The following is a 21,709-nucleotide window of genomic DNA, read 5'->3' as shown; positions in this document are numbered from 1 at the left end:
CCCCCCTAGCCCCCCAATTCTGGGGGGAACAAAACTCTTAAAGTCCCCCAAAGTTGGGGGATTTAGGGGGCTTTAACAAAACCCGATGATCACGCATTCATTCCTTAATTCAGCAACACCAAAGTTTGAGGTTTTCCATGAAAGCGATCGCTCTCTTATTTTCAATCTATTAAGATTAGACTATGGATGAGGTTTGTTCTTAATATATTTCCGTTAAAAATCTGCTTTATAAACTACTGGTAGGTCGATTTTTATAAATGGATAATGACCAAAGTAGGGTAAGGATTCCGGCGTTGCTGAATCAAGGAATGAATGCATGATCATCTGGTTGTGCTCAAGCCCCCTAAATCCCCCAACTTTGGGGGACGCAAGAAAGTCTTTTTCCCCCCAAAATTGGGGGGCTAGGGGGGCAAAACCATACCCAGAATCAGCAACGCCAGGATTCCAAAAGAGTAAGATCAAGGACTGCGATTGCTTTCAGTATCAGCGAGCTGATCACGTTGCTCTGTAACTGCCCCAGACTTAGAGGGAGGTGGCTGAATTTTTTCTTCCAGTGAACTAGACGTGAACTGGGGCAAGAGCATCAAGATCGTAGCACCAATAGTCAGAATAAATGGCACAAGTTTCGCTCCTAATTGCACAGCGAAAATTAGGCGTTGAGAGTTATCTGCTATCGATATACTGGAACTCAGCAATTGGTGCAGTAAATTTTTCGGCAGTCTGGCAGGGTCAGGGTGGTGATTAACTATTTGAGCAAGTATTTTCTGGGGAATCAAAACCTCAACAGTTATCTCAGTTGATTCAAACAGCCAATTTTTTTTGTGCTCTACGCAATAAATGATCAAATCTCCTGTAGACAGCTGGAAATGATAGCAGTTAGGTCTATGGAAATTTACTGGCCTCTCTCCTATTATTTTTTCGCCCTTGCCCAACCTATCTAAAAAGTCTTGATAGGCGGTTTTTGACTGAAGAGATAAATGACTTCTGGTGTATTGGCGGACTTGTTCTGTTTCTATGACGGCAATCTTCATTCTGAACTCCTTCAGAAGGAGTCCCCAACGTTCGGCTGTCTTGAGGAGAAGACTGATTTCTTAACAACTCTTCAGAGTCCAACGCCTTATCCGAAGCTTCCTGCAACAATTGTGATGCGGTTGAATCCAAAAGCCGAAGATAGTACTGCAACTGGGCGTATTCAGGCATTGAAATGACAGCCGCATACTGTTCACCATCTTTGGTGACAATATGGGGCTGACCCTGGCTAGCTGACTCAAGACAGCTGTCCAGCGTCTGAAGTAATTGAGAAGTCGAAACTTCTACTTCTAGACGAGAGCCTCTCATGAGGTACTCCATTTCAATTGCCGAATACACCAAGCGCTGACCACCAAACGGATTTCTTTCTGCCGCTAAACAATTTACTTTTGTTTACAATTAACTACTTTTACTTTTGTTTGTTTACTTTTGTTGTGAATTATGTTGTTTGTTTACTTCTTTTCTAGCACCTACTCATTATTCCTTACGCTACATTAATTTAATGTCTATTGGGGTGCGCGCGCAGGCAAGTAATTCGGATTTTCAAGGTGCGGCAGAAAGAAACCACTTACATACTAGCAAAATTGAGAAGGGTTGAAAGAGTTGGCACGAACGAACTTTTCCGCAACTTCTTGCACTTGGGGGTTTTCCGATACCTGGCACAGGCTCTCCATAAAACTAATCTGCCCAGGTGACGACTTCTTCTTACTGTGCTTACCCTTGATTAGAATTCCAGCTAATAATTTGTTTAAGAAGGATAATGCGTTCGCGTAGCGTGGCTCAAAGATCAATCGCAAAACTCCAGAGCGCTTATCCCTTCCTCACTTCAGGTGCTAGAGGAGCTAATCCTAAATCACTTAACAAAAATTTAAACGTCATGCTTTTCCCATAACCATAAGCTATTCCCATAGGCTGCGCGTAGCGCATTAGCTGATAGCTTACCCCTTGAATTATCCTTAATCCTTCTAGACTATAGCGTTTATTATAGCTATGAGGTACACAGGATTAACCTCTTACCTCTTGCCTCTTCCGTTCGCTTAGCTTTGCCTACGGTCTCAGTACCTGCTCCCTGCTCCCTGCTCCCTGCTCCCTAAAACCATAAAATTTGTACCTCATTAATATGAGAATTAATCTAATGAATTTAGCTGTAATCAAGTCCCGTCGGACATTGATAACCTTAACAGTTACAGTTGCCATTGTATTGATTTCACTCAAGGCAGCAAGTGCAATACCATTGTTTGGTGCTGGTGCTTCATTTCCCGAACCCCTTTACCAGCGTTACTTTTCCCAATACCAACAAGAAACCAGCGTTAATGTAAGTTACAGTAACATTGGCAGTGGTGGTGGTATTGAGGAATTCATTAACGAGTCTGTTGATTTCGCTGGCACTGATATGCCCCCAACCGATGAGGAGAAAAGTCAGATGAAACGGGGCTTGCAACTGGTGCCCACAGCGGGGGGAGCTGTGTCAGTCATTTACAATCTCCAAGGTGTAGTGAGTTCTGTTAGACTATCTCGCGAGACTCTAGGGAAAATCTTTACTGGTCAAATCGGCAATTGGAAGCAAGTTAACACTTACCTGCCCAGAAGAGACATAAAAGTTGTTGTGCGCTCAGATAGCAGCGGTACTAGTTTCATATTCACCAACTACTTGAGTGCGATTACCAATGGTCTGATCAAACCTAGCCAAAAACCAGATTGGGGCTTCAAGGTCTTCTCAAGCCGTCCTCGAAATGGTGGAGTAGCTGCGGAAGTGCGGCGGATTGACGGTGCCATTGGCTATGTAGAGGCTAATTATGCTCTAGAAAACAACTTTCCTAGCGCTAGGATTGAAAATCAAGAGGGTCGCTATATTAAGCCTAGTCTTGAGCAAGCCAGTAAAGGGCTGCTCAACGTAGAGTTTAACCAGGACTTCACCCTCAAACTTAACGATCCAGCCGATGGTTATCCAATTGTCGGTCTAACTTGGCTGCTACTGTACCAGAAGTACCCCAATCAGGCCAAAGCCCAGGGCATTAAAGATATGGTTAATTGGATTCTGACTAAAGGTCAAGACCTTAACGGGGAACTGGGGTACACTCGGATTCCAGAGGATATTGCTCGCCAAGCCATCGAAGCAGTGAATCAAAACATAACTGTTGGGTCATAGTAGTGGGGTAGGGTGGGTTATTGTAACGGGCAAGATGCCGGTTCCACCAAGATGCCGGTTCCACCAAGATGCCGGTTCCACCAAGATGCCGGTTCCACCAAGATGCCGGTTCCACCAAGATGCCGGTTCCACCAAGATGCCGGTTCCACCAAGATGCCGGTTCCACCAAGATGCCGGTTCCACCAAGATGCCGGTTCCACCAAGATGCCGGTTCCACCAAGATGCCGGTTCCACCAAGATGCCCGTTCTACCAAGATGCCCGTTCCACCAAGATGCCCGTTCTACCAAGATGCCCGTTCCACCAAGATGCCCGTTCTACCAAGATGCCCGTTCCACCAAGATGCCCGTTCTACCAAGATGCCCGTTCCACCAAGATGCCCGTTCCAGCCACCGGGTCAAACAGCTTTAATGAGATGCACCCGGTTTAGAGCAACCATAGTAGAGTTACTCTCTGGTTCAATAGGTAAAGAGCATCAACCTCCCACCCTTGGAGGGCATTTCAATTTGAAGGTTGTTGCCTTGCACATCCTTACCATTGAACTCGTATATAACGTCTGTGGCTCGGACGCTCCTCCTAATCACAGTAGGCTGGAAGTCAGGTAGCCAGACTCTTAGACCTTTGAGTACTTCTGGGGGTACCTGACTCTGGTCAATTTCTTCTTCAACCTGCTGAATTTCCCCAATGGCATTGACATCCACTTCAAAGCGGTTGCCCTGGGAGTTCTGACCACTCAGTCCATAGATTAGCTTGCCATCAGCCCCAATCTCGATAGCTGCATCCGTGGGTGAAACACCAGCAGCAACAGTGGCCGCAGTGATAGCAGGAGCTGGCACTTCAGAGATAGAAATCTCCTGGAATATCCCCCCAAAGCTTTGGGCAAATGCCTTGCCAGCTGGGAGACTAAGCGCAAGGAATGAAACCAGTGTCAAGCTAAATTTTCGCAGTAAACTCATCTCCATGTCACACCAAAAAAATGTTTCCTTTCTTGTAAAATAGCATTAAACTTGGCTTAGAGTTTTCTAGTAAACTCTCTGATGAGATAAATTTGATTGCCCACTATTGATTGCCCACTTATAACGCCAGTAAAATTTGCGAAACTTTAGACTTAAAATGGTCGTCATATAAATTATATTGTTATGTAAGCTATCAGCTATCAGCTATCAGCTATCAGCTATCAGCTAATGAGGTGCTTTTGAATAAAACAAGTAAGCATTGGTTTAATCTCTGTTACATCAGCTGACGGTTCCATAGCGTGAGCTTTTAGCTGAAGGCTGACAGCTCACGGCTGACCGCTGAATGCTTACATTGTTATTGACGCGATGGACGAAGTCCCGCTTTCAGCGATCGCGTAATCTATAGGATTAAGAATACTAAAAAAAAATTGTAATACTAGAATAAATTAAGGATACATTAATGATTGGCTATCAAGTTTTTTTGCAAAAGGTTTTAACAGCAACAGCGGTAACCGTTACCGTTGGCTTTGGTTCTATCAGTGGTGCGATCGCTCAATCCCTGACTGGTGCGGGAGCTACATTTCCTGAACCTCTTTATCGGCGTTACTTTAGAGAATACCAAGAACAAACAACCGATGTAAAGCTCAAATACAGTGCCATTGGCAGTGGTGGTGGGATTAGACGATTTCTCAATCAGTCCGTTGACTTCGGAGCGAGCAATGTAATTCCAACTCCTGTAGAGAGAAACTCAATGAAACGGGGTTTGTTGATGGTACCAACGGCTGGAGGATCTTTGGCTGTGGTTTATAATCTTCAAGGAATAACCACCGATGTTAAGCTATCCAGAGAAACTCTAGGTAAAATCTTCACAGGTCAAATTTCTAATTGGAAGCAAGTTAACTCCCGCCTGCCAAACCGTAAGATTCAAGTAGTTGTCCACTCAGGCACTAGCGGCACTAGCTTTATTTTTACTAAATATTTAAATGAAATTACTAATGGCAGAATCCGAGCCAGTAGAAAACCTAATTGGGGCTTTAAGGTCTTCTCTAGTGTTCCGGGAAATGGACCAGTAGCTAGCGAAGTTAAGCGAATTGACGGTGCCATTGGCTATGTACCAGCGAGTTATGCTAAACAGCTTAACCTACCAATGGCCAGGCTGGAAAACCAAGCTGGTCGCTACGTCAAGCCTACCGTTGATCAAGCGAATAAAGCCCTAGACAATGTGCAGTTCAATGATGACTTCACCATCGAAAATATAGATGACCCAGAAGAGGGATATCCAATTGTAGGTATAACTTGGCTGTTTGTCTACGAAAAGTATCCTAAACCAGAACTAGCCCAAGGGGTTAAAGACCTGATAAATTGGATTCTGACTGAGGGTCAAGACTTGAACGAAGATCTACAGTACACTCGGATACCGGAAGATGTTGCTAACCGAGCCATCGAAGCTGTGAATAACAACATCAGGGTTGTTCCATAGAAGGACAAAATTCAACTTATTTTTGTTGTGTGAGGAGATTTGTGAAAAAATTTTGCGGTGCATTACCACTGACACCGATAGTACTTGGTGTCCATTTGGTAACCATTACCCCCGCCATGGCTGAGAGCGAACCAGAAACCTTGACCGCCATAGACCCTAACCCATCACCAGATTGGTCAGATCTTAATCCCAGCCCGAAATATCTAGCGCGAGAGTACTTAAAAACTCCCCCAAAAACTCCTCAGTTAACCGACCAATTCCACGATGAACTGGAGTTTAAGACTACTACGTCTATTCCCCATTCTGGGATATCGACAGCTAGCTTGACTAGTCTGGAGTCACCGCCAGACCTAGAGGTGGCAGACACTGTGAGTAATCCCTCTATGGGTCAGGTAGCACCGATTTCCAAACTATTAGACATCCCATCTACTCAGACTAACTCCAATAGTCTAGATAATAGTCTAGATAATAGTTTAGATATATCCCAAAACTTAGGTGTGACAGACCCGTTTAGTAATCAACCAATGGAGCGGGTAACACCAGTTTATGAACTGTCTGATGTCCAACCCACTGATTGGGCTTACGAAGCACTACAGTCTTTGTTGAAGCGCTATAGATGCCTGACTGGTTACGAGGATGACAGCTATCGCGGTAACCGCGCTCTGACTCGCTACGAGTTTGCGTTTGGCTTGAATTTTTGCCTAAATCGGGTCAATGCCATGATTATTGGTAAAACAGCCAACTTGGTAACCGAAGCTGATTTAGCAGCAATGCAAAGGCTACAAGAAGAATTCAGTGATGAATTGGCTACTGTACAGGCTCGGGTCGATAACTTGGAAGGGCGGGTGACTTTCCTGGAAGACCATCAGTTTTCTACTACTACTATTTTGCGTGGGAGTGTAGATATTGCTCTAGCTACTGGCTTTGGCGGGAAAAAAGCAGTTCCTTCTGGTCAAAGTCCAACGGAAGATTTTGATGATACTAATACTCTGTTGGGAGGCCGGGCAATTCTCAACTTTGACACCAGTTTCACTGGTCGAGACCTTTTGCGCACTAGACTTCGGGCAGGGAATACCAGTAACTTTAGCACTGGTTTCACTGGCACAGCCATGACAAAGTTTGGTTTTGCCACTAATACCGGCAATGATGTTAAATTAAACCAGCTGTTCTATCGGTTTCCCCTAGGTAATAAAGGTCTGGTATCAATAGCAGCAGCAGGTCAGGGAGCAAGTGCTTTGATTCCCACCCTCAATCCAGCATTTTCCATTTCCAGTTTTGGATTCAATAATTACATCTACGACTTGGGTTTTGGTGCTGGTGCTGGGATATACTATCAATTCAATCACGTGATTGCTACTGGAGCGGCCTATTACACTGGTTCTGCCTCTAATTCAGACTTTGGACTGTTCAATGGTGCCTTTGGTGCTTTGGCTCAGGTGACCCTCACTCCCTCTGATCGCTTTGGTATGGCCTTGACCTATGTCCGGTACTACTCTCCTGAAACAGCCAACACTGCATCGTTTCTCGGTAGCCAATTCGCTCAATCTCCCTTTGGCTCAAATACAGCCACCTCATCAAATAGCTTGGGTGTATCCACTAGCTATCGATTTAGCGATCGCTTTACCCTAGGCGGTTGGGTTGGTTATAGCAATGCGATCGCAGAATCCTCACCCCGTAACAATGATTTCGATGGATCAACCGGATCAAAAGCAGATATTTGGAGCTGGGCAGTTACCGCCGCTTTCCCAGACATCGGAAAATTAGGCAGCCAGTTGAATCTAATTGTTGGCATGCCTCCAAGACTAGCTAGTAATGATGTTGCTGGTCGTCGCGATCGGGATGTATCATACCATCTTGAACTGTCTTATCGCTACCCACTCACTGATAGAATCTTTATCACTCCTGGTGTTTTGGTGATTATCGATCCAGAACACAATGATGAAAATGACACCATTGGAGTTGGACTGCTGCGAACCCAGTTTAATTTCTAGTGGGATGGTTCAAAATATTCAACCGAAAACCCTCACTCCCAACCCAGAGACAGGAGCAGAAGCTCCTGATTGGTTCTATATTCCAGATGTTCCCCCCAAGCTTGATGCTCAGATTCGTCGCTCTTACCAAAAATTTTGGGTTTAAAGCCCCGTCCTTCGTTCGACGGCTTTCAATTAGAAATAAGAAAAAAACTTCTAGTCATACACGAATTTGTGGTATATTTAAAATAGGTACAGGCTGCAAAACCGTTGGCTCAGCCGGGAGAGAGACCCGCAACTGATTGACCACAAAGAAGTAATGCCTAGAGGGTAGGGAAAGTCCTCTTGAAAAACCCAATCGTCAATCAAAAGTTGGCGTGTGAACCTAGAAAAACAAAACTTGAGATCAAACAAGGTACGGTGGGGCACACCGGAACCAGACGAAAAGGAAGAGGAACGGACTTTTTAAGGCACTTCCTATCGAGTAGTCAAACGCTATCGCGAGAACTGCCCTCTAGGTCTGTTGTGAATTAACTGGGAATTTGGTGTTTTCACGGATTTTTGGTTGAGTATTGTCCCGTTTTTGGCGGCGTCAAAGATTGGAACACGGCGGTTTAAGGCGGCTCGTTGATCTAGGAATCCCCGCGCCTTTAGGCCGGGGAGTGTCAAGTGCTTCGTAGGGAATACATCCCACCCCTGATTGCTATCGAACTGGCAAGCAGGGATGGGAGTGAGGAACGGGACAAAACATCACTGGCTCAGCTAGCAACTGTTACCCCTCAGACCAAGGATAAGAAAAAGGGTCAGCGTCCTGGTAAATTCTGGGTCTACGAGCGAGTAATGAGGATTCCCTACTACGCCATATTTGTGATCAAGGACAATGAACTAGAAGTCTACAATCTGGTAAATGGATTTTATCAGAAGATGTCACCGAACGAACGGGGTCATTATCCGATTGCTCCGTTAAAAGTAGAACTGGGAAAATGGTCAGGAAGCTACCAGAATCAAACCCAAATCTGGCTGCGATGGTGGGATAGTGAAGGTAATCTATTGCTGACAGGACAAGAACGAGCTGAAAAGGCGGAAGCTGAAGTGGCACGTCTGAGAGCGCTATTACAAGAACGGGGAATTGATCCGGATACGGTTTTGTAGGCCATAAGTTTATTGAATCGGGGCGTTTGCCCGGTGTTGCAGCAATAGTAATTTATTTTATAAAAAATAAGAAGCCTAATTGATCACAGCGTTTTTCATAGCTATCGGGTACACAGCATTTTTTACCTCTTACCTGCTCCCTGCTCCCTGCTCCCTGCTCCCTAAAATCCAATAATTTGTATCTCAGTCAATTTAAAACTGCTGTAACTGCAACATCTATTCAGATTTAGAGTAACAAAAAGTTCGTAGATGTAGTCTTGCTAAAGAATGTTTCAATCCCGTATTTTAATTAAAGTTATACTGGAAGTTTAAACATTGTTGAATCGTGAACAGTAACAGTTTTTAGTCTGGTTTCTGCATTCAGGACTCAACAGTATTGTCAACGGAAGTATTTTTGACAAAGGATTTAGGATTGCGATCGCATCAGGTTCACAGAACAGATATACTAGTCTTGGGGAAAGACCTTCCTATCAGCGGTTAACACCGCGCTCTTGGTACGTTTTTCTTTCCCAGTGATGAGATACCAGGCTTCCAAACGTGACAGTAAATTTTTTGTGACCAGCATAAGCAAGACCGAAGCAGTATCCCCAACGGCAACAGATAGTGTGGATTGGGAGCCCCCGATGCCACCAACGGATTTAATCTTTGATGATGGAGAACCTTTGGAGAGTGACCGCCACCGCATAGCCATGAACGTCCTGATCCGTTCACTGCGCGTTGCTTTAGCTGACCGAGACGATTACTTTGTTGGGGGCAATATGTTTGTTTACTTCAGCAGTGAACAAGCACGAAACCGGGACTTTCGCGGGCCAGATTTCTTTGTAGTCTTGAATGTAGACGGTAGCCGAGAACGCCTGGGCTGGGTAGTATGGGAAGAACAGGGTCGCTACCCAGATGTGATAATCGAACTGATGTCCCCCTCCACAAAGCAAGTTGATACAGGTAAAAAGAAGAGCATCTACTGCCAGACCTTCCGCACTCCAAATTATTTTGTCTACCAACCCTTTGACCCAGATTCATTGCAAGGATGGTATTTAGATATAGACAATGGCTACCAGGAGCTAACCCCAAATGAACAAGGGTGGCTATGGTGTCAGCCCTTAGGCTTGTGGTTAGGACTATGGTCTGGAACCATTGAAGAAACCTCAGCAGTATGGCTGCGCTTTTATGACCGGGATGGGAATCTAGTTCCCTTACCAGAAGAAGCAGCTGAGCAACGAGCTGAAGTAGCTGAGCAACGAGCTGAAGTAGCTGAGCAACGAGCTGAGCAATTAGCGGAAAGACTGCGACAGGCAGGGATTGACCCAGATAAAATTTAAGGTGAATGGCCATAAAAAGTGCTGAGTGAGGAGCTGACCGATTAACTGTTAGAAACTAGGGGGTTTTCCGAATCACCTTTTCCCTAATCACCTTTTTCCCTTTTCCACAATTACTAATGACTAATATTAATTCAAACCCCAAAATTCGTATTGAACATCTGATTAAAATTTATGGCGACAAAACCCAAGCCGCCCTCAAACTGTTTCGGCAAGGTGGGAGTAGGGATTCTATCTTAGAAAAAACCGGTCAAGTCTTAGGCATTGCCGATGTCTCTATGACCGTCAATCAAGGAGAATTGTTTGTGGTCATGGGGTTATCCGGTTCGGGAAAATCCACCCTAGCTCGCTGTATTAACCGCTTAATTAATCCGACCAGCGGCAATATCTATATCGATGATGAAGACATTGCCCATGTTGATGAGAAGCGGATGCGAGAGATTCGCCAGAGCAAGGTATCAATGGTGTTTCAGCGATTTGGATTATTTCCCCACAAAACAGTTGCAGAAAATGTAGGGTATGGTCTGAAGGTCCGGGGGATAGATCAAGCCAAACGCCGCAAAAAAGCCTTGGAAACCTTAGAGGTGGTAGGTTTATCCCAATGGGCGGATTATTTACCGTCTGCTCTCAGTGGTGGGATGCGTCAACGGGTAGGTTTAGCCCGCGCTTTAGCCACAGATGCCGAGATTTTACTTATGGATGAGGCATTCAGCGCCCTCGACCCCCTAATTCGGCGGGACATGCAGGATGAATTACTGCGACTCCAAACAGAACTGCACAAAACCATTGTATTTATCAGCCATGATATTCAAGAAGCCCTGAAGATGGGTGATCACATAGCAGTGATGAAAGACGGTTATATTGTCCAAATTGGCACACCAGAAGAACTGATTAACCAACCAGCTGACGACTACATCAGTGCATTCATCCAAGATGTTAACCGCGCCCAAGTCCTAAAAACTGGCTCAATTGCTCGTCAAACCCCTGCCTTAGTTCTTACAGAAAACTCTGCTAAGGCTGGACTGGAACAGATGATAGACCATCACCTCCAACAAATGTATGTTGTCGATGAACACAGCAAACCTGTTGGAATTGTCAAGAAACAATGGCTCGAAGCAGTCCTCCAAAAAGGCAGTGAAGACATTACTGAAGTGATGGAAACAGACTTCCCTACAGTCAACGCTTTAACCCACCTAGAAGATATATTTCACCTCTACCGAGATGGACTTCCTGTTGCTGTAGTCGATACTGACGGTACATTCAAAGGAATGGTCGAACAGTCTGATCTGATCGCTAGTATTGGCAAACCTCAAAAGCTTGTCCAAGACAACAGCTGATAGCACCTCAAGTAGCATCTCAAGTAGCGCTTTAGCTGAATGCTGAATGCTGAATGCTGAATGCTGAATGCTGAATGCTGAATGCTGAATGCTTACAAATAAAATATCTAGATAAATCGACAATCTATACTATAAGAAGGTTCCTCGGAATAGTATTGTGTTCAATTCTTTAATTCTATCCCTTAATAATATCGCAACAAGCCAAGTCGGTCTAGATATTATCTTGAATCCCTTTGAGCTTTATACCTTACCCCTGGACGAGTGGATTACCGCAGTAGTTAATTTCCTAGTTGACAACTTCCGTCCCTTCTTTCAAGCAATTAGCTTACCCATTACCTGGACTCTGGAAGGGATACAATCGCTTTTCCTATCGATTCCTCCCCTAATTTTCCTGATTATTCTGGGCTTGATAGTATGGCAAATTGCTGGGGGTAAAATTGCTATTTATAGCCTTATTGCCTTGACCTTGATTGGCTTTTTTGGAGCTTGGGAACAAGCCATGACTACCCTGGCGCTAGTGGTGACAGCTGTAGTCTTTTGCGTGGTGATTGGCATTTCCCTTGGCATTGCCTGTGCTAGTAGCGATCGCGTCGAGAAATTCCTGCGACCCCTGCTTGATGCCATGCAAACCCTGCCGTCATTCGTCTATCTTGTCCCAGTGGTAATGCTATTTGGCATTGGTGCAGTCCCCGGAGTAATCGCTACTTTAGTATTTGCTGTTCCCCCCCTGATTCGCCTGACCAACCTAGGCATCCGACAAGTATCTACAGAAGTTGTCGAAGCTGCGATCGCATTTGGCTCAACCCCAAGACAAATGCTTTGGGAAGTGCAAATTCCCCTAGCAATGCCAACTATCCTAGCTGGAGTCAACCAAGCCATCCTATTAGCACTATCGATGTCGGTAGTGACTTCTATGATTGGTGTCGGGGGATTGGGACAGATGGTCTTACAAGGTCTCGGTCGGGTGAATGTCGGACTAGCTGCTGTGGGAGGATTAAGCATCGTCCTGATTGCGGTGATGCTCGACCGGATCACTCAAGTGGTGAGTCAAGGCAACAACCAAATCCCTTGGCTAGAGCGAGGACCGATTGGTTTTGTGCGTTTGAGGTTAACCAGTAAACCACGGACTGGGACTACTGTTGCTGTAACGGTTTTAGTGGCATTGCTTGTGGGTTTGATCAGCTGGCAACAAGTTCCCCAAGCTACAACCGAATTAACCTCATCAGAAATAGCCCTACCTGGGAAAGGGGTGAACGTACGCTCTACCTATGGTTATCTAGCCGATTCACAATTCATGACACACATCGTTAACACAGCTCTGGAAAAGCTCGGTTACGAGATTGAAAAACCCAAACAACTCCAGCCCACCACCAGCCACATCGCTTTGGGTAATAACGACCTCGATTTTACCGCTAACCACTGGGAAAAGTTGCACACAGAATTCTTTGAAAAAAATGGTGGCGACAAGAAATTAGAGCGAGTTGGAGTTATTGTTTCTGATCTGTTGCAAGGGTATCAGATTGATAAAAAAACAGCTGAAAAATACAATATCACCAATTTAGAGCAACTCAAAGACCCTAAAATTGCCAAACTCTTTGACTTTGATGGCAATGGTAAGGCAAATTTAGCCGGTTGTATTCCCGGTTGGGGATGTGAGTTAGTGATTGAGCATCACTTGGATGCTTATGGTCTCAGGGATACTGTTGAACATGACCAAGGAGAATATAGCGTCCTAATTGCCAATACCATTGCTCGCTACAAACAAGGAAAACCAGTCCTTTACTACACTTGGACTCCCCTGTGGCTGGCTACGGTATTAAAACCAGGTGAGGATGTGGTTTGGCTAGAAGTTGCCCAAACCAATCTACCAGGACCCCAGAAAGGGTTGACAGAAAAACATACTTCAATCGATGGTAAAAATCTCGGATTCGCGGTGGATCAGATCCGCTTTGTGGCCAACAAAAAATTTATAGCAGCCAACCCAGCAGCCAGAAAATTGTTTGAGCTATTTAAGATGCCGATTGAGGATATTAATGCTGAAAGCTTACGGGCCAAAAATGGGGAAGATACCCCAGCAGATATCTATCGCCATAGCCAAGAATGGATTAAAAATAATCAAGATTTGTTTGATAGCTGGGTTGAAGAAGCTAGAAACGTTGGAGAAACTTCTGGAATTTGAGGTTTCCTATAATTTACGAGAACATTAATATTGTCAAGCTTGAGTAATTGGTAATTGGTAAAGGGGAATTGGTATTTGTGATTACTCCCGAGTTATAGCAGAAGTCACAAGTCAGAAGTCAGAAGTCAGAAGTCAAACTCTTGCGCTTACTTAGGTTTGAGACTTTTGTCATGTCCTAACTGCCCTGGGGACTCCTATACCAGAGACTCACCTATAGGTAACATGCCCTCGAATCATCCGTTGCGCGATCGTAAGCATTAAGCCGTTGGCTGATACGCGACACGCTGATAGCTTACGCGCGATCTTTCCAATATCACAACTAATAACAAATTGCTATATTCCAAAATTGTCCGGATTAACCTGATTTACCCAGTAAAAAGAAAGTGGTAGATGCACCCTGGTAAAGTCCTAGAGCTAAACTCTGGGGCTTTTTTTATTTAGATACCGTATCCCACTGCTGATTATCCACTGGAACAACATCTGGCAAAGACCGACCCATCCAATACAGCCACCCTAAACCAGCAACTCCCAATGCGATCGCAACCAAACTGACCACTTGAGCAATGCGTAATGGACCGAGCATCAGACTATCCATCCGCAATGCCTCAATCCAGAAGCGACCAGTACTATAGGCAACCATATAAACTAGAGCCATCGTCCCTACCTTCAGATGGGGTTTGCGGCGTAAATCCCGAAAGAACAGAGTCATCAGTAACCCAAAGACCAATAAGTTCCACACAGACTCATAGAGAAAGGTGGGATGGAAATAGTCAAAATTCTGAAAGCCTGGGGGACGCTGTAGTGGTGGAATATACAATTTCCAAGGCAAATCCGTGGGAGCGCCAAAGGCTTCGGAATTAAAGAAATTACCCCAACGTCCGATTGCTTGACCTAATATCAGAGAAGGAACTACTAGATCAACTAACAGCCAGACAGACAGTTTATTGAGGCGGGCAAAAATTATTGCAGCTAAGATACCACCCAAGATAGCGCCATGAATGGCAATCCCACCATTCCAAATCGCAATAATTTGGTCTGGACGCTGGGCGTATTGTTCCCACTGAAACAAGACATAGTAAAGTCTGGCTCCAGGAATCGCAGAAATCACCAGCCAGATAGCCAAGTCACCCAACAAATCTGGGTTAACGTTACGACTCTTGGCTAGGTATTGGGAAAGGCTAACTCCAATTAACACTGCTGAGGCAATCAATAGTCCGTACCAGCGGATTGTTACCGGTCCGAGTTCAACGATTATTGGCCCAGGAGAAGCAAATTGGAACCCTAGGGTTAGAGCAGAGATTGCTTGCAGCATTGATTTATCGATAGGCAGCAAACCACAAGTTTCATTGTAGTCCCCTAGAGCATCGGTTAAATCATCAGAAAACTAGGCCAATTGATAATGGGGTGATGAGAGGATGGGATCATGGGGTGTAATCGTGATAGAAATATCCTGATCAAGGCTTGGTCGAGATATCGGACTTTGTCAGCCATGCAAAGCGCGAGTGGGGGAAACCCCTGTCAGGCCACTGCATCCCTTGTCAACTTCTCTTACTTGACCAGGTCTCTAGCATTCTCTAATCTGGAGTGCAATGGTGCGAAGCAAACGCTTGGATCAGCTTCTCCCATAACTGCTCAGCAGACAGTATAAGGCGAACAACCAAATCACCTTCAACCCAAGATGAATTCCGAACAACTAGAATTAACTATAGGCTGGCTTTACCCTACCCTAATGAGTACCTACGGCGATCGCGGTAATGTGATCTGCTTACAACAACGAACCCAGAGGCGAGGCATTAGAGTCAATGTAATCCCCCTCGATCAGCAGACTCCTGCTGAGCAATTCTATAAAGTGGATATCTTCATGGGTGGTGGTGCTCAAGATAGACAGCAAGAAATTGTTATGCGAGACTTACAAGGTAGCAAAGCCAATGCCCTACAAGAAAAAATTGAAGGAGGTACACCGGGGGTATTTACCTGTGGCTCACCTCAATTGCTAGGTCACTACTATGAACCAGCTCTAGGTAAGCGGATTCAGGGATTAGGGTTGCTGGATTTGGTCAGCAAGCATCCTGGCGTAGATGCTCGCCGTTGCATTGGTAATGTGGTATTTGAGATTACTGCATCACCCCTAGCCCAAGACTTAAAGGCTATGCTCGGGAAAAATCCAGTAGTGATTGGCTTTGAAAATCACGGTGGTCGTACCTATTTAGGTAATGTCGAACCCCTAGCTCAAGTGGTCAAAGGATATGGTAACAATGGGGAAGATGGCACAGAAGGAGCATTTTATCGGAATGCGATCGCAACCTACTCCCACGGTCCGCTGTTACCGAAAAACCCCTTTCTTGCTGATTGGCTGATCCAAACTGCCCTCAAGCAAAAGTATCATATACCAGTGTCCTTAGAACCACTGGATGATACCTTAGCAACCAAGGCACGGGTGGCGATGTTTCAACGTCTTTCCCTAACTAACCTGAGTTGAGTAGGACTACTAGCAAGAAGTCGTGACTCTTACGGGGAATAGGGCATCAGTAATGGTAGAAATGTCTACCAATTACTAATAATCCACAGTCGGTGACTTTAGTGGATAGCCCCTCAATGCCTCGTAAACGAATAAACTATTAACTATACCCCCTCCCAAGCAGTTGAGCGAGGGAGTTGGTCAAGTAAATCCGTCAACAGGGATATGACTGGAAAAGTAATCGATAGCAGTGCCACTGGAATTCTCATTCTGATCATCCCCGTCGCATTGGTGATGGTTCTGTTGCTAAAGGCATGGCCAATAGTACTGGCGATAATTACCTTAATTATCATCATCAGGCTTTGGCAGCAATATCAATGGCAGAAGTGGACTCGGAAAGTTAATCCCTTCTTCAATCAACTGATTAAAGATAACCAAGGTTGTCTGACACCCATTGACTTGTCGATCAAGGCAGATATTTCTGGAACTGCAGCGAAACAGTATTTAGAGAAAAAGGCACAGGAGTTTGGAGCTCAGAGTCGAACCTATGATGACATTGGCACTGTTTATTACTTTCTGACTGCTAGCGCTCTCGGTAGTATCTTTGATGAGAGTGAACCATCCTTCGAGCCTGAAAGTGAATCCTCCTTCGAGCCTGAGAGTGAATCCAACACCAGTCAACCAACCCCGTCTTTAGAACTACAGGTCCAAAAAGATGAGTTCTCTACCAGTGAAATCCCAAAATTGGTAGAAACTCCACGATCACAAGAATCTGTTGCCTCAAAACTAGCTGCCTTTACTGCTGATGCTTCAGGTGATCAAAAAAACTCGGTCAAAAAGAAGCAGGATAAGAAAGTTTATCAACCTCTGATCCAAGCCGAATTAGCGAAGCGACTGAATGTTCATTCCAGCACAGTTGGTAAACGTAAATCTGATGCCGACTTTTCACAATGGAGTCAAAGTAAAGATCCAGACGGAATTGCCTGGGAATATTCATCACAGAGAAAGGAGTTCTTGCCAATTGTGAACAATTAGGAAAATCTCGATCGTGAATAAATTTTAACTAGTCATTAGTAATTTATTTGTGATCTGTACCGGATAAATAATGACTAATCAGTCAGCTTCCCACCAGAATGATAAGTATTCAAAGACCTATTATATCATACTAGCAATGACCTCACCATACCTAAGGTTAGAAGAAGCTGGGAACTAGGAAATGGAATGAGCAAGTTCTGCCTGGGTTGGGTAATTAAACCTGTCCAGAGAATCCAATTTATTCGACACTTGGGATTTGAGTTGTTCAAATTTGAGCTTTAGTATTCGTCTGCTGACTATAGCTTGAGCTATAGGTTGTGAGGTTTGACCAGTATTAGCAGACTCTTGTAACATCTGGCATTGTTGGGGTGTAAGTGTTACGGTTATTACCTGGTTACAGCGTTGTGGTTCTTCAGTGGAAAACAACAGTAGTCGATAGAAGCCTTTATCTGCTAAGCAACAAGTAATAGTCTGAACTTTCGAGGTTTTCAAGTCTAGATAGCAAGGGAATAACCGAGAGTCGTGTGCTGTAGACTTAAGCACAGTAACCCATAGTAGCATCGGATGAGGCGAATTGATGAAGACAAATTGACTGTGGGGCTTGCTGAATAGATAATACTGAATTTCCTGTGGGGATAACATCAAGCATAAGGTGGCAAAATTTCCCAAGCTGCTTGGTAAATTTGCTGGAAATACAATTTTGCTAATTGGTTTATCCAGGGGCCAGGGTTGCTGTAGACACACTTGTAAAATTTTAACTCCTGATTATCTATTTATAGTCTAATAAACCTATGAATAGCATCATTAAAAACTCCCTAAGCTGAAGGCAGAATCAATGAAATATTGCTGGCTAACCGTTGATGCTGTTAATTGGTTAAACTTGACATGCCATAAAGTTTCAGGTAAACTGTCTACACTCCCTAAGAATGATAGTGATAAACTATTCAAGGGGTAAGTAGATTGTTGAGCGACTACTTCTTTAACGCCATCCTTATAATTTTTCTGGAAAAACTTATTATTCATAAGGGTTCCAGAGATAAAATTTTCAGTCATTGGGGGAATCCCATTGACAAACATCAGGCAGGTAGTCACAGCAGCTGCTTCGATAAATGTTCTCCAATAACGATGGTTCATAAGTAGAGTTAAGTTGATTGAGATCTAGAAATAAGGCTTACTATGACAGCAAGTCAGTAATCAATCAAGGTCGTTATTATACCGTTAGTCATGGTTCACAGTCCTCTTCACATAACGCCTAAAGTGTACGGAAAATTACTGAATTGATGCTATAGTTTCAGGATGAAGTTTGGATGTTTGCGATTGCGTTTTTGTTGTGTTTGAGTTGATGTATACCAATCACTAAGCAGAAATGGGAGAGGGTGAAAAGGAAAAAGGCTGGCAGGCAAAATCGATATTTTATTGCCTGACGTTTAACGTCATCTTTGGTACTTTGAACAATCAACGGTCGGACCCTTGAGAGTGGGATAGAAGAAAATATAGCAATCCGATTTGAGTTGTGAAACACCAGAAGAGGGGGAGAGGGGTCTCAGACCAGAAGTGGAGGAAGAGAAGTAAGAATCTCACCATGGGTTCTTTTTCACAAATGATTGAGGATTTCTATATACTTCTGACCCCATCACCTGATCACGTCATCACCCCATCACCCCATCACCCCATCACCCAGTATGATCAAAAATTTTCCATTGTGATCAGTTCGTTGTGGCTCTTGACCTATTTTTCGGGAAATCTATAGGTGAGTGTCGAAAGATTTTTCAGTAAATTAAGCTTGAGCTATGGCAAAGCGATCTCTCCAGGCATCTCCAGACGGCATCAAAAAAGCCAAACAGGCTTTTGAACGCAAGGGATGGACACAAGAATATTTTGCGGGTGAAATCGGCATAGAAACTCGCCAACCGATTTGGAAGTTTTTTGCCGGTAAACCCGTTGACCGCCGCGTTTTTAGCGAAATCTGCTTTCATCTGGATTTGGAGATGGAAGAGATTGTCGCTATACCAGAATATGCTCAGATAGATGCAGAAAAGAAAGCAGCTGAGGACAAAAGTAGAGTTGATGCCATCGTCACCAAAGTGCGATCGCACTACCATGACAAAATTCAAAATCAGTGTGGCACTCTACGCCTATTAGATATTGCTCGACCGGTTAGTTTAGATCACATCTACGTGGATGTGAATATTCTCGAAGAAATCACTAGTCAACGATGGTTGGAAATTGACGATTTGCAAGGCTTCCCAGCGGAGGAATTTGACCGCTTGGGTATAGGCAAAGTGCGCCGGGAAAGCATACCAGGACTGCAAGCGGTAGAACGCTATCCTAAAATGATGGTGCTAGGTAAACCTGGCTCTGGGAAAACCACCTTTTTGCAATATCTGGCTATTCAGTGCAATCAAGGAAATTTTCAATCGGATCGGGTTCCGATGTTGATTCGATTGAAAAACTTTGCCGAGGATGCTATGATCGAATGTAGTTTCAGCCTATTTAACTACATTAATCAAGAGCTTCAAAGTTGTGGTATTTCAGAACAAGATATTGAAACTATCCTCAGCTATGGCAGAGCCTTGATCTTAATGGATGGCTTGGATGAAGTCCCGGAAACTGCCAGTAATCAAGTTATTCAACAAATCCGTAAGATTTCAGAAAAGTATTACAAAAATCAGCTGATCATCACATGTCGCATTGCAGCTCAACAGTATCGATTTCAGGGATTTACTGAGGTTGAGATTGCTGACTTCAAACCAGCACAAATTCAACACTTTGCTAAAAAGTGGTTTGTGGCGGTAGCAAGGAATGACCCAGAATCAGGTTTGGAGAAAGCATCTCTGTTTATCGAGCAGATGAAGCTGCCAGAAAATCAGCAAATTAGAGAACTAGCAACAACACCAGTCTTGCTGAATCTAGCCTGTCTGGTTTTTCAAACCAAAGCTGACTTTCCTGTAAAACGCTCTGATCTTTACCAGCAAGGACTAGACTTACTACTGATTCGCTGGGATGAAGCCCGGGGTGTTAAGCGAGATGATATTTATCGTAATTTATCCTTGCCCCACAAGCTAGAATTACTTTCTCAATTAGCAGTTATCACCTTTGAGCAAGGGGAGTATTTCTTTGAAGAAATTCGGCTGCAACAATTAATTGCTGATTATTTAAGGAAATTACCAGCAACTCAAAGCAACCAGGCAGCTCTAGAATTAGATAGCTTAGCAGTACTCAAATCTATCGAGGTGCAGCATGGACTATTGGTAGAGCGGGCACGACGAATTTACTCATTCTCTCATTTGACATTTCAAGAGTATTTTACCGCCAGAGCGATTGTGATCGGCACTGGGATGTCTTTGTCACAGCTAGTCGAACACCTACAGGATAAACGTTGGCGGGAAGTATTTTTACTCACAGCACAAATGTTGCCAGATGCTGATCAGCTATTGTTGCTGATCAAGCAACAGATTAATCGGTTAGTCTGTGCAGAAATGGTGCTTGACTCAGTCAAACTGACACCAGGCGCTATGGCTTTAGGTGATAACTTAACAAAGTTCTTGAACTGGATTGAGAGCAAATCCCTCGAGATCTATACTCCCTACAAGCCAGCAGCAGTGCGTGCGTTTTACATGACCCTTGCCCTTCCTCCTAGCCATCCTCTTTCCCGGAATCAAGCCTTAGCCTTGGCTATTGATCACAGACTAGGAGGAGAATTGGGTAGTGAACTTGCCCTAGATTTAGCTTTAGATCATGCTTTAGCTGTTGCCCAAGCTATGACAGCAGAACTAGTTTACGACCGACTCAGTGCTCTTTACCTTGCCCTTGATTTGAATCACCTGACTGGGATTGAGTCTATCGGAGACTATCTAGAGAAGCTTAAAAATCAGCTACCTGACCTAGATGATGACGACCGAGATAGTATTCAAGAATGGTGGCAAAGTCATGGTGCGGAATGGGTATCACAATTAAGAGCCTTGATGATAGAGCATCGTAATATGGGTCACCAATGGCATTTGACCAAGACATCCCAAGATTGGTTAGAGCAGTATAGTCGTGCTAATCACTTGCTAGTAGAGTGTCTCAATAGTAATTGTCAGCTGAGTCTGACGGTGCGCAAAGAAATAGAAGATACGTTGTTGTTGCCGCTGTGCCACTCGTAATTGATCCCTCACGGTCGATGTTGACCTGAAGGGGTGACAAGTAGCTTGTCACCCCTTCACCCTTTAAGCTACCGTAAACCTAATCGCCTTGGGCGAACAACCTTGGCCTTGGCCTTTGGGCCACGCTACGCGAATGGCCACGCTACACGAACAACCCTTAACCCTTAAACCTTTTTGACCCATGCTACGGTGTTGACACTCCCCGCTCGCTTTGTGACGGGGATTCCTAGATCTACGACCGGCCTTAAACCTCCGCGTCCGAATGGCAATACCTAAACCGAAATCCCGTCAAGACTAAGATTCTAGTTCAGTTCGCGAAAGACCCAGCGGGCTAGTCTCGCGATAGCGTTCAGCTACTTTTTGAGAAGTGCCTTATGAAGTCCGTTGCTTCCCTGTTTCACTTGGTTTCGGCGTGCCCCGCCGTACCGTTGTTTTCTCAAAGTGTTATCTTGCTGGGTTCACACACCAATTGTTAGTTGATGGTTGGGTTTTTAAGGAGGAC

At 44.4% G+C, this 21,709-nt stretch carries 17 protein-coding genes and 2 pseudogenes; 12 read left to right on the top strand and 7 right to left on the bottom strand.

All coding sequences use genetic code 11. The annotated features are described in order from the left end of the window. Window positions 1–458: 458 nt before the first annotated feature. The 3 genes from BJP37_RS24505 to BJP37_RS37330 form a co-directional block, all read right to left on the bottom strand. Complete coding sequence (locus tag BJP37_RS24505) at window positions 459–845, bottom strand: hypothetical protein (protein WP_075902692.1); 387 nt, start codon at window positions 843–845, stop codon at window positions 459–461. Window positions 846–933: 88 nt separating this feature from the next. Continuing rightward, window positions 934–1,350: a hypothetical protein gene (locus BJP37_RS42005; protein ID WP_075902690.1), complete on the bottom strand. Its 417-nt coding sequence runs from the start codon at window positions 1,348–1,350 to the stop codon at window positions 934–936. A 254-nt stretch (window positions 1,351–1,604) separates the two neighbouring features. Further along, window positions 1,605–1,826 (bottom strand): hypothetical protein, encoded by a 222-nt coding sequence (locus BJP37_RS37330; RefSeq protein WP_143727776.1) that lies wholly within the window; start codon window positions 1,824–1,826, stop codon window positions 1,605–1,607. A gap of 338 nt (window positions 1,827–2,164) precedes the next feature. Between BJP37_RS37330 and pstS (BJP37_RS24495) the strand changes: the two genes are divergently transcribed. After that, window positions 2,165–3,178: a phosphate ABC transporter substrate-binding protein PstS gene (pstS, locus tag BJP37_RS24495; RefSeq protein WP_075902688.1), complete on the top strand. Its 1,014-nt coding sequence runs from the start codon at window positions 2,165–2,167 to the stop codon at window positions 3,176–3,178. 34 nt (window positions 3,179–3,212) lie between these two features. Then, on the top strand, window positions 3,213–3,587 hold the full coding sequence (locus tag BJP37_RS37325) for a hypothetical protein (RefSeq protein ID WP_143727775.1): 375 nt from the start codon (window positions 3,213–3,215) through the stop codon (window positions 3,585–3,587). Between the two features lie 47 nt (window positions 3,588–3,634). On the opposite strand, the gene BJP37_RS24485 is transcribed toward BJP37_RS37325, so the two are convergent. Further along, entirely contained in the window at window positions 3,635–4,108 is a 474-nt protein-coding gene (locus BJP37_RS24485; protein ID WP_143727774.1) for a hypothetical protein, read from the bottom strand. 484 nt (window positions 4,109–4,592) lie between these two features. On the opposite strand from BJP37_RS24485, the gene pstS (BJP37_RS24480) reads away from it, so the two are divergent. The 7 genes and pseudogenes from pstS (BJP37_RS24480) (at window position 4,593) to proX (ending at window position 13,566) form a co-directional block, all read left to right on the top strand. Continuing rightward, window positions 4,593–5,612, top strand: coding sequence for a phosphate ABC transporter substrate-binding protein PstS (gene pstS / locus BJP37_RS24480; RefSeq protein ID WP_075902682.1), 1,020 nt, complete (start codon window positions 4,593–4,595; stop codon window positions 5,610–5,612). Window positions 5,613–5,653: 41 nt separating this feature from the next. Beyond that, window positions 5,654–7,603 (top strand): iron uptake porin, encoded by a 1,950-nt coding sequence (locus BJP37_RS24475; RefSeq protein WP_229415436.1) that lies wholly within the window; start codon window positions 5,654–5,656, stop codon window positions 7,601–7,603. A gap of 34 nt (window positions 7,604–7,637) precedes the next feature. Beyond that, window positions 7,638–7,730 (top strand): annotated as a pseudogene (locus BJP37_RS37320) (Uma2 family endonuclease); the annotation flags it as partial. Window positions 7,731–8,251: 521 nt separating this feature from the next. Beyond that, a pseudogene (locus tag BJP37_RS24470) lies at window positions 8,252–8,734 on the top strand (Uma2 family endonuclease); the annotation flags it as partial. A 623-nt stretch (window positions 8,735–9,357) separates the two neighbouring features. Beyond that, window positions 9,358–10,053: a Uma2 family endonuclease gene (locus BJP37_RS24465; RefSeq protein WP_229415595.1), complete on the top strand. Its 696-nt coding sequence runs from the start codon at window positions 9,358–9,360 to the stop codon at window positions 10,051–10,053. A 116-nt stretch (window positions 10,054–10,169) separates the two neighbouring features. Continuing rightward, window positions 10,170–11,387, top strand: a complete 1,218-nt coding sequence (locus BJP37_RS24460; protein ID WP_075902677.1) for a quaternary amine ABC transporter ATP-binding protein — start codon at window positions 10,170–10,172, stop codon at window positions 11,385–11,387. Between the two features lie 157 nt (window positions 11,388–11,544). Then, the gene (gene proX, locus BJP37_RS24455) at window positions 11,545–13,566 is read left to right on the top strand and encodes a glycine betaine/L-proline ABC transporter substrate-binding protein ProX (RefSeq protein WP_198954167.1); all 2,022 of its coding nucleotides are present in this window, start codon (window positions 11,545–11,547) and stop codon (window positions 13,564–13,566) included. 433 nt (window positions 13,567–13,999) lie between these two features. Here the strand turns inward: proX and lgt are convergent, their stop codons facing one another. Beyond that, complete coding sequence (gene lgt, locus BJP37_RS24450) at window positions 14,000–14,878, bottom strand: prolipoprotein diacylglyceryl transferase (RefSeq protein ID WP_070396883.1); 879 nt, start codon at window positions 14,876–14,878, stop codon at window positions 14,000–14,002. A 366-nt stretch (window positions 14,879–15,244) separates the two neighbouring features. Between lgt and BJP37_RS24445 the strand changes: the two genes are divergently transcribed. Together BJP37_RS24445 and BJP37_RS24440 are read left to right on the top strand one after the other, a co-directional pair. Further along, window positions 15,245–16,045: a type 1 glutamine amidotransferase gene (locus BJP37_RS24445; RefSeq protein ID WP_075902675.1), complete on the top strand. Its 801-nt coding sequence runs from the start codon at window positions 15,245–15,247 to the stop codon at window positions 16,043–16,045. A 204-nt stretch (window positions 16,046–16,249) separates the two neighbouring features. Then, the gene (locus BJP37_RS24440) at window positions 16,250–17,059 is read left to right on the top strand and encodes a hypothetical protein (protein WP_075902673.1); all 810 of its coding nucleotides are present in this window, start codon (window positions 16,250–16,252) and stop codon (window positions 17,057–17,059) included. 174 nt (window positions 17,060–17,233) lie between these two features. Here BJP37_RS24440 and BJP37_RS24435 read toward each other — a convergent pair whose 3' ends face one another. Both BJP37_RS24435 and BJP37_RS24430 read right to left on the bottom strand, forming a co-directional pair. Further along, the gene (locus BJP37_RS24435) at window positions 17,234–17,620 is read right to left on the bottom strand and encodes a hypothetical protein (RefSeq protein WP_143727773.1); all 387 of its coding nucleotides are present in this window, start codon (window positions 17,618–17,620) and stop codon (window positions 17,234–17,236) included. A 243-nt stretch (window positions 17,621–17,863) separates the two neighbouring features. After that, on the bottom strand, window positions 17,864–18,193 hold the full coding sequence (locus tag BJP37_RS24430) for a hypothetical protein (protein WP_075902669.1): 330 nt from the start codon (window positions 18,191–18,193) through the stop codon (window positions 17,864–17,866). Window positions 18,194–18,849: 656 nt separating this feature from the next. Here BJP37_RS24430 and BJP37_RS24425 point away from each other — a divergent pair. Further along, entirely contained in the window at window positions 18,850–21,207 is a 2,358-nt protein-coding gene (locus tag BJP37_RS24425; protein WP_075902667.1) for an NACHT domain-containing protein, read from the top strand. Window positions 21,208–21,709 lie beyond the last annotated feature (502 nt).

It is taken from the genome of Moorena bouillonii PNG, from assembly GCF_001942495.1.
Classification (GTDB): domain Bacteria; phylum Cyanobacteriota; class Cyanobacteriia; order Cyanobacteriales; family Coleofasciculaceae; genus Moorena; species Moorena bouillonii.
Note: the sequence above shows the minus strand (reverse complement) of the source record. Positions and strands in the feature narration are given on the sequence as shown.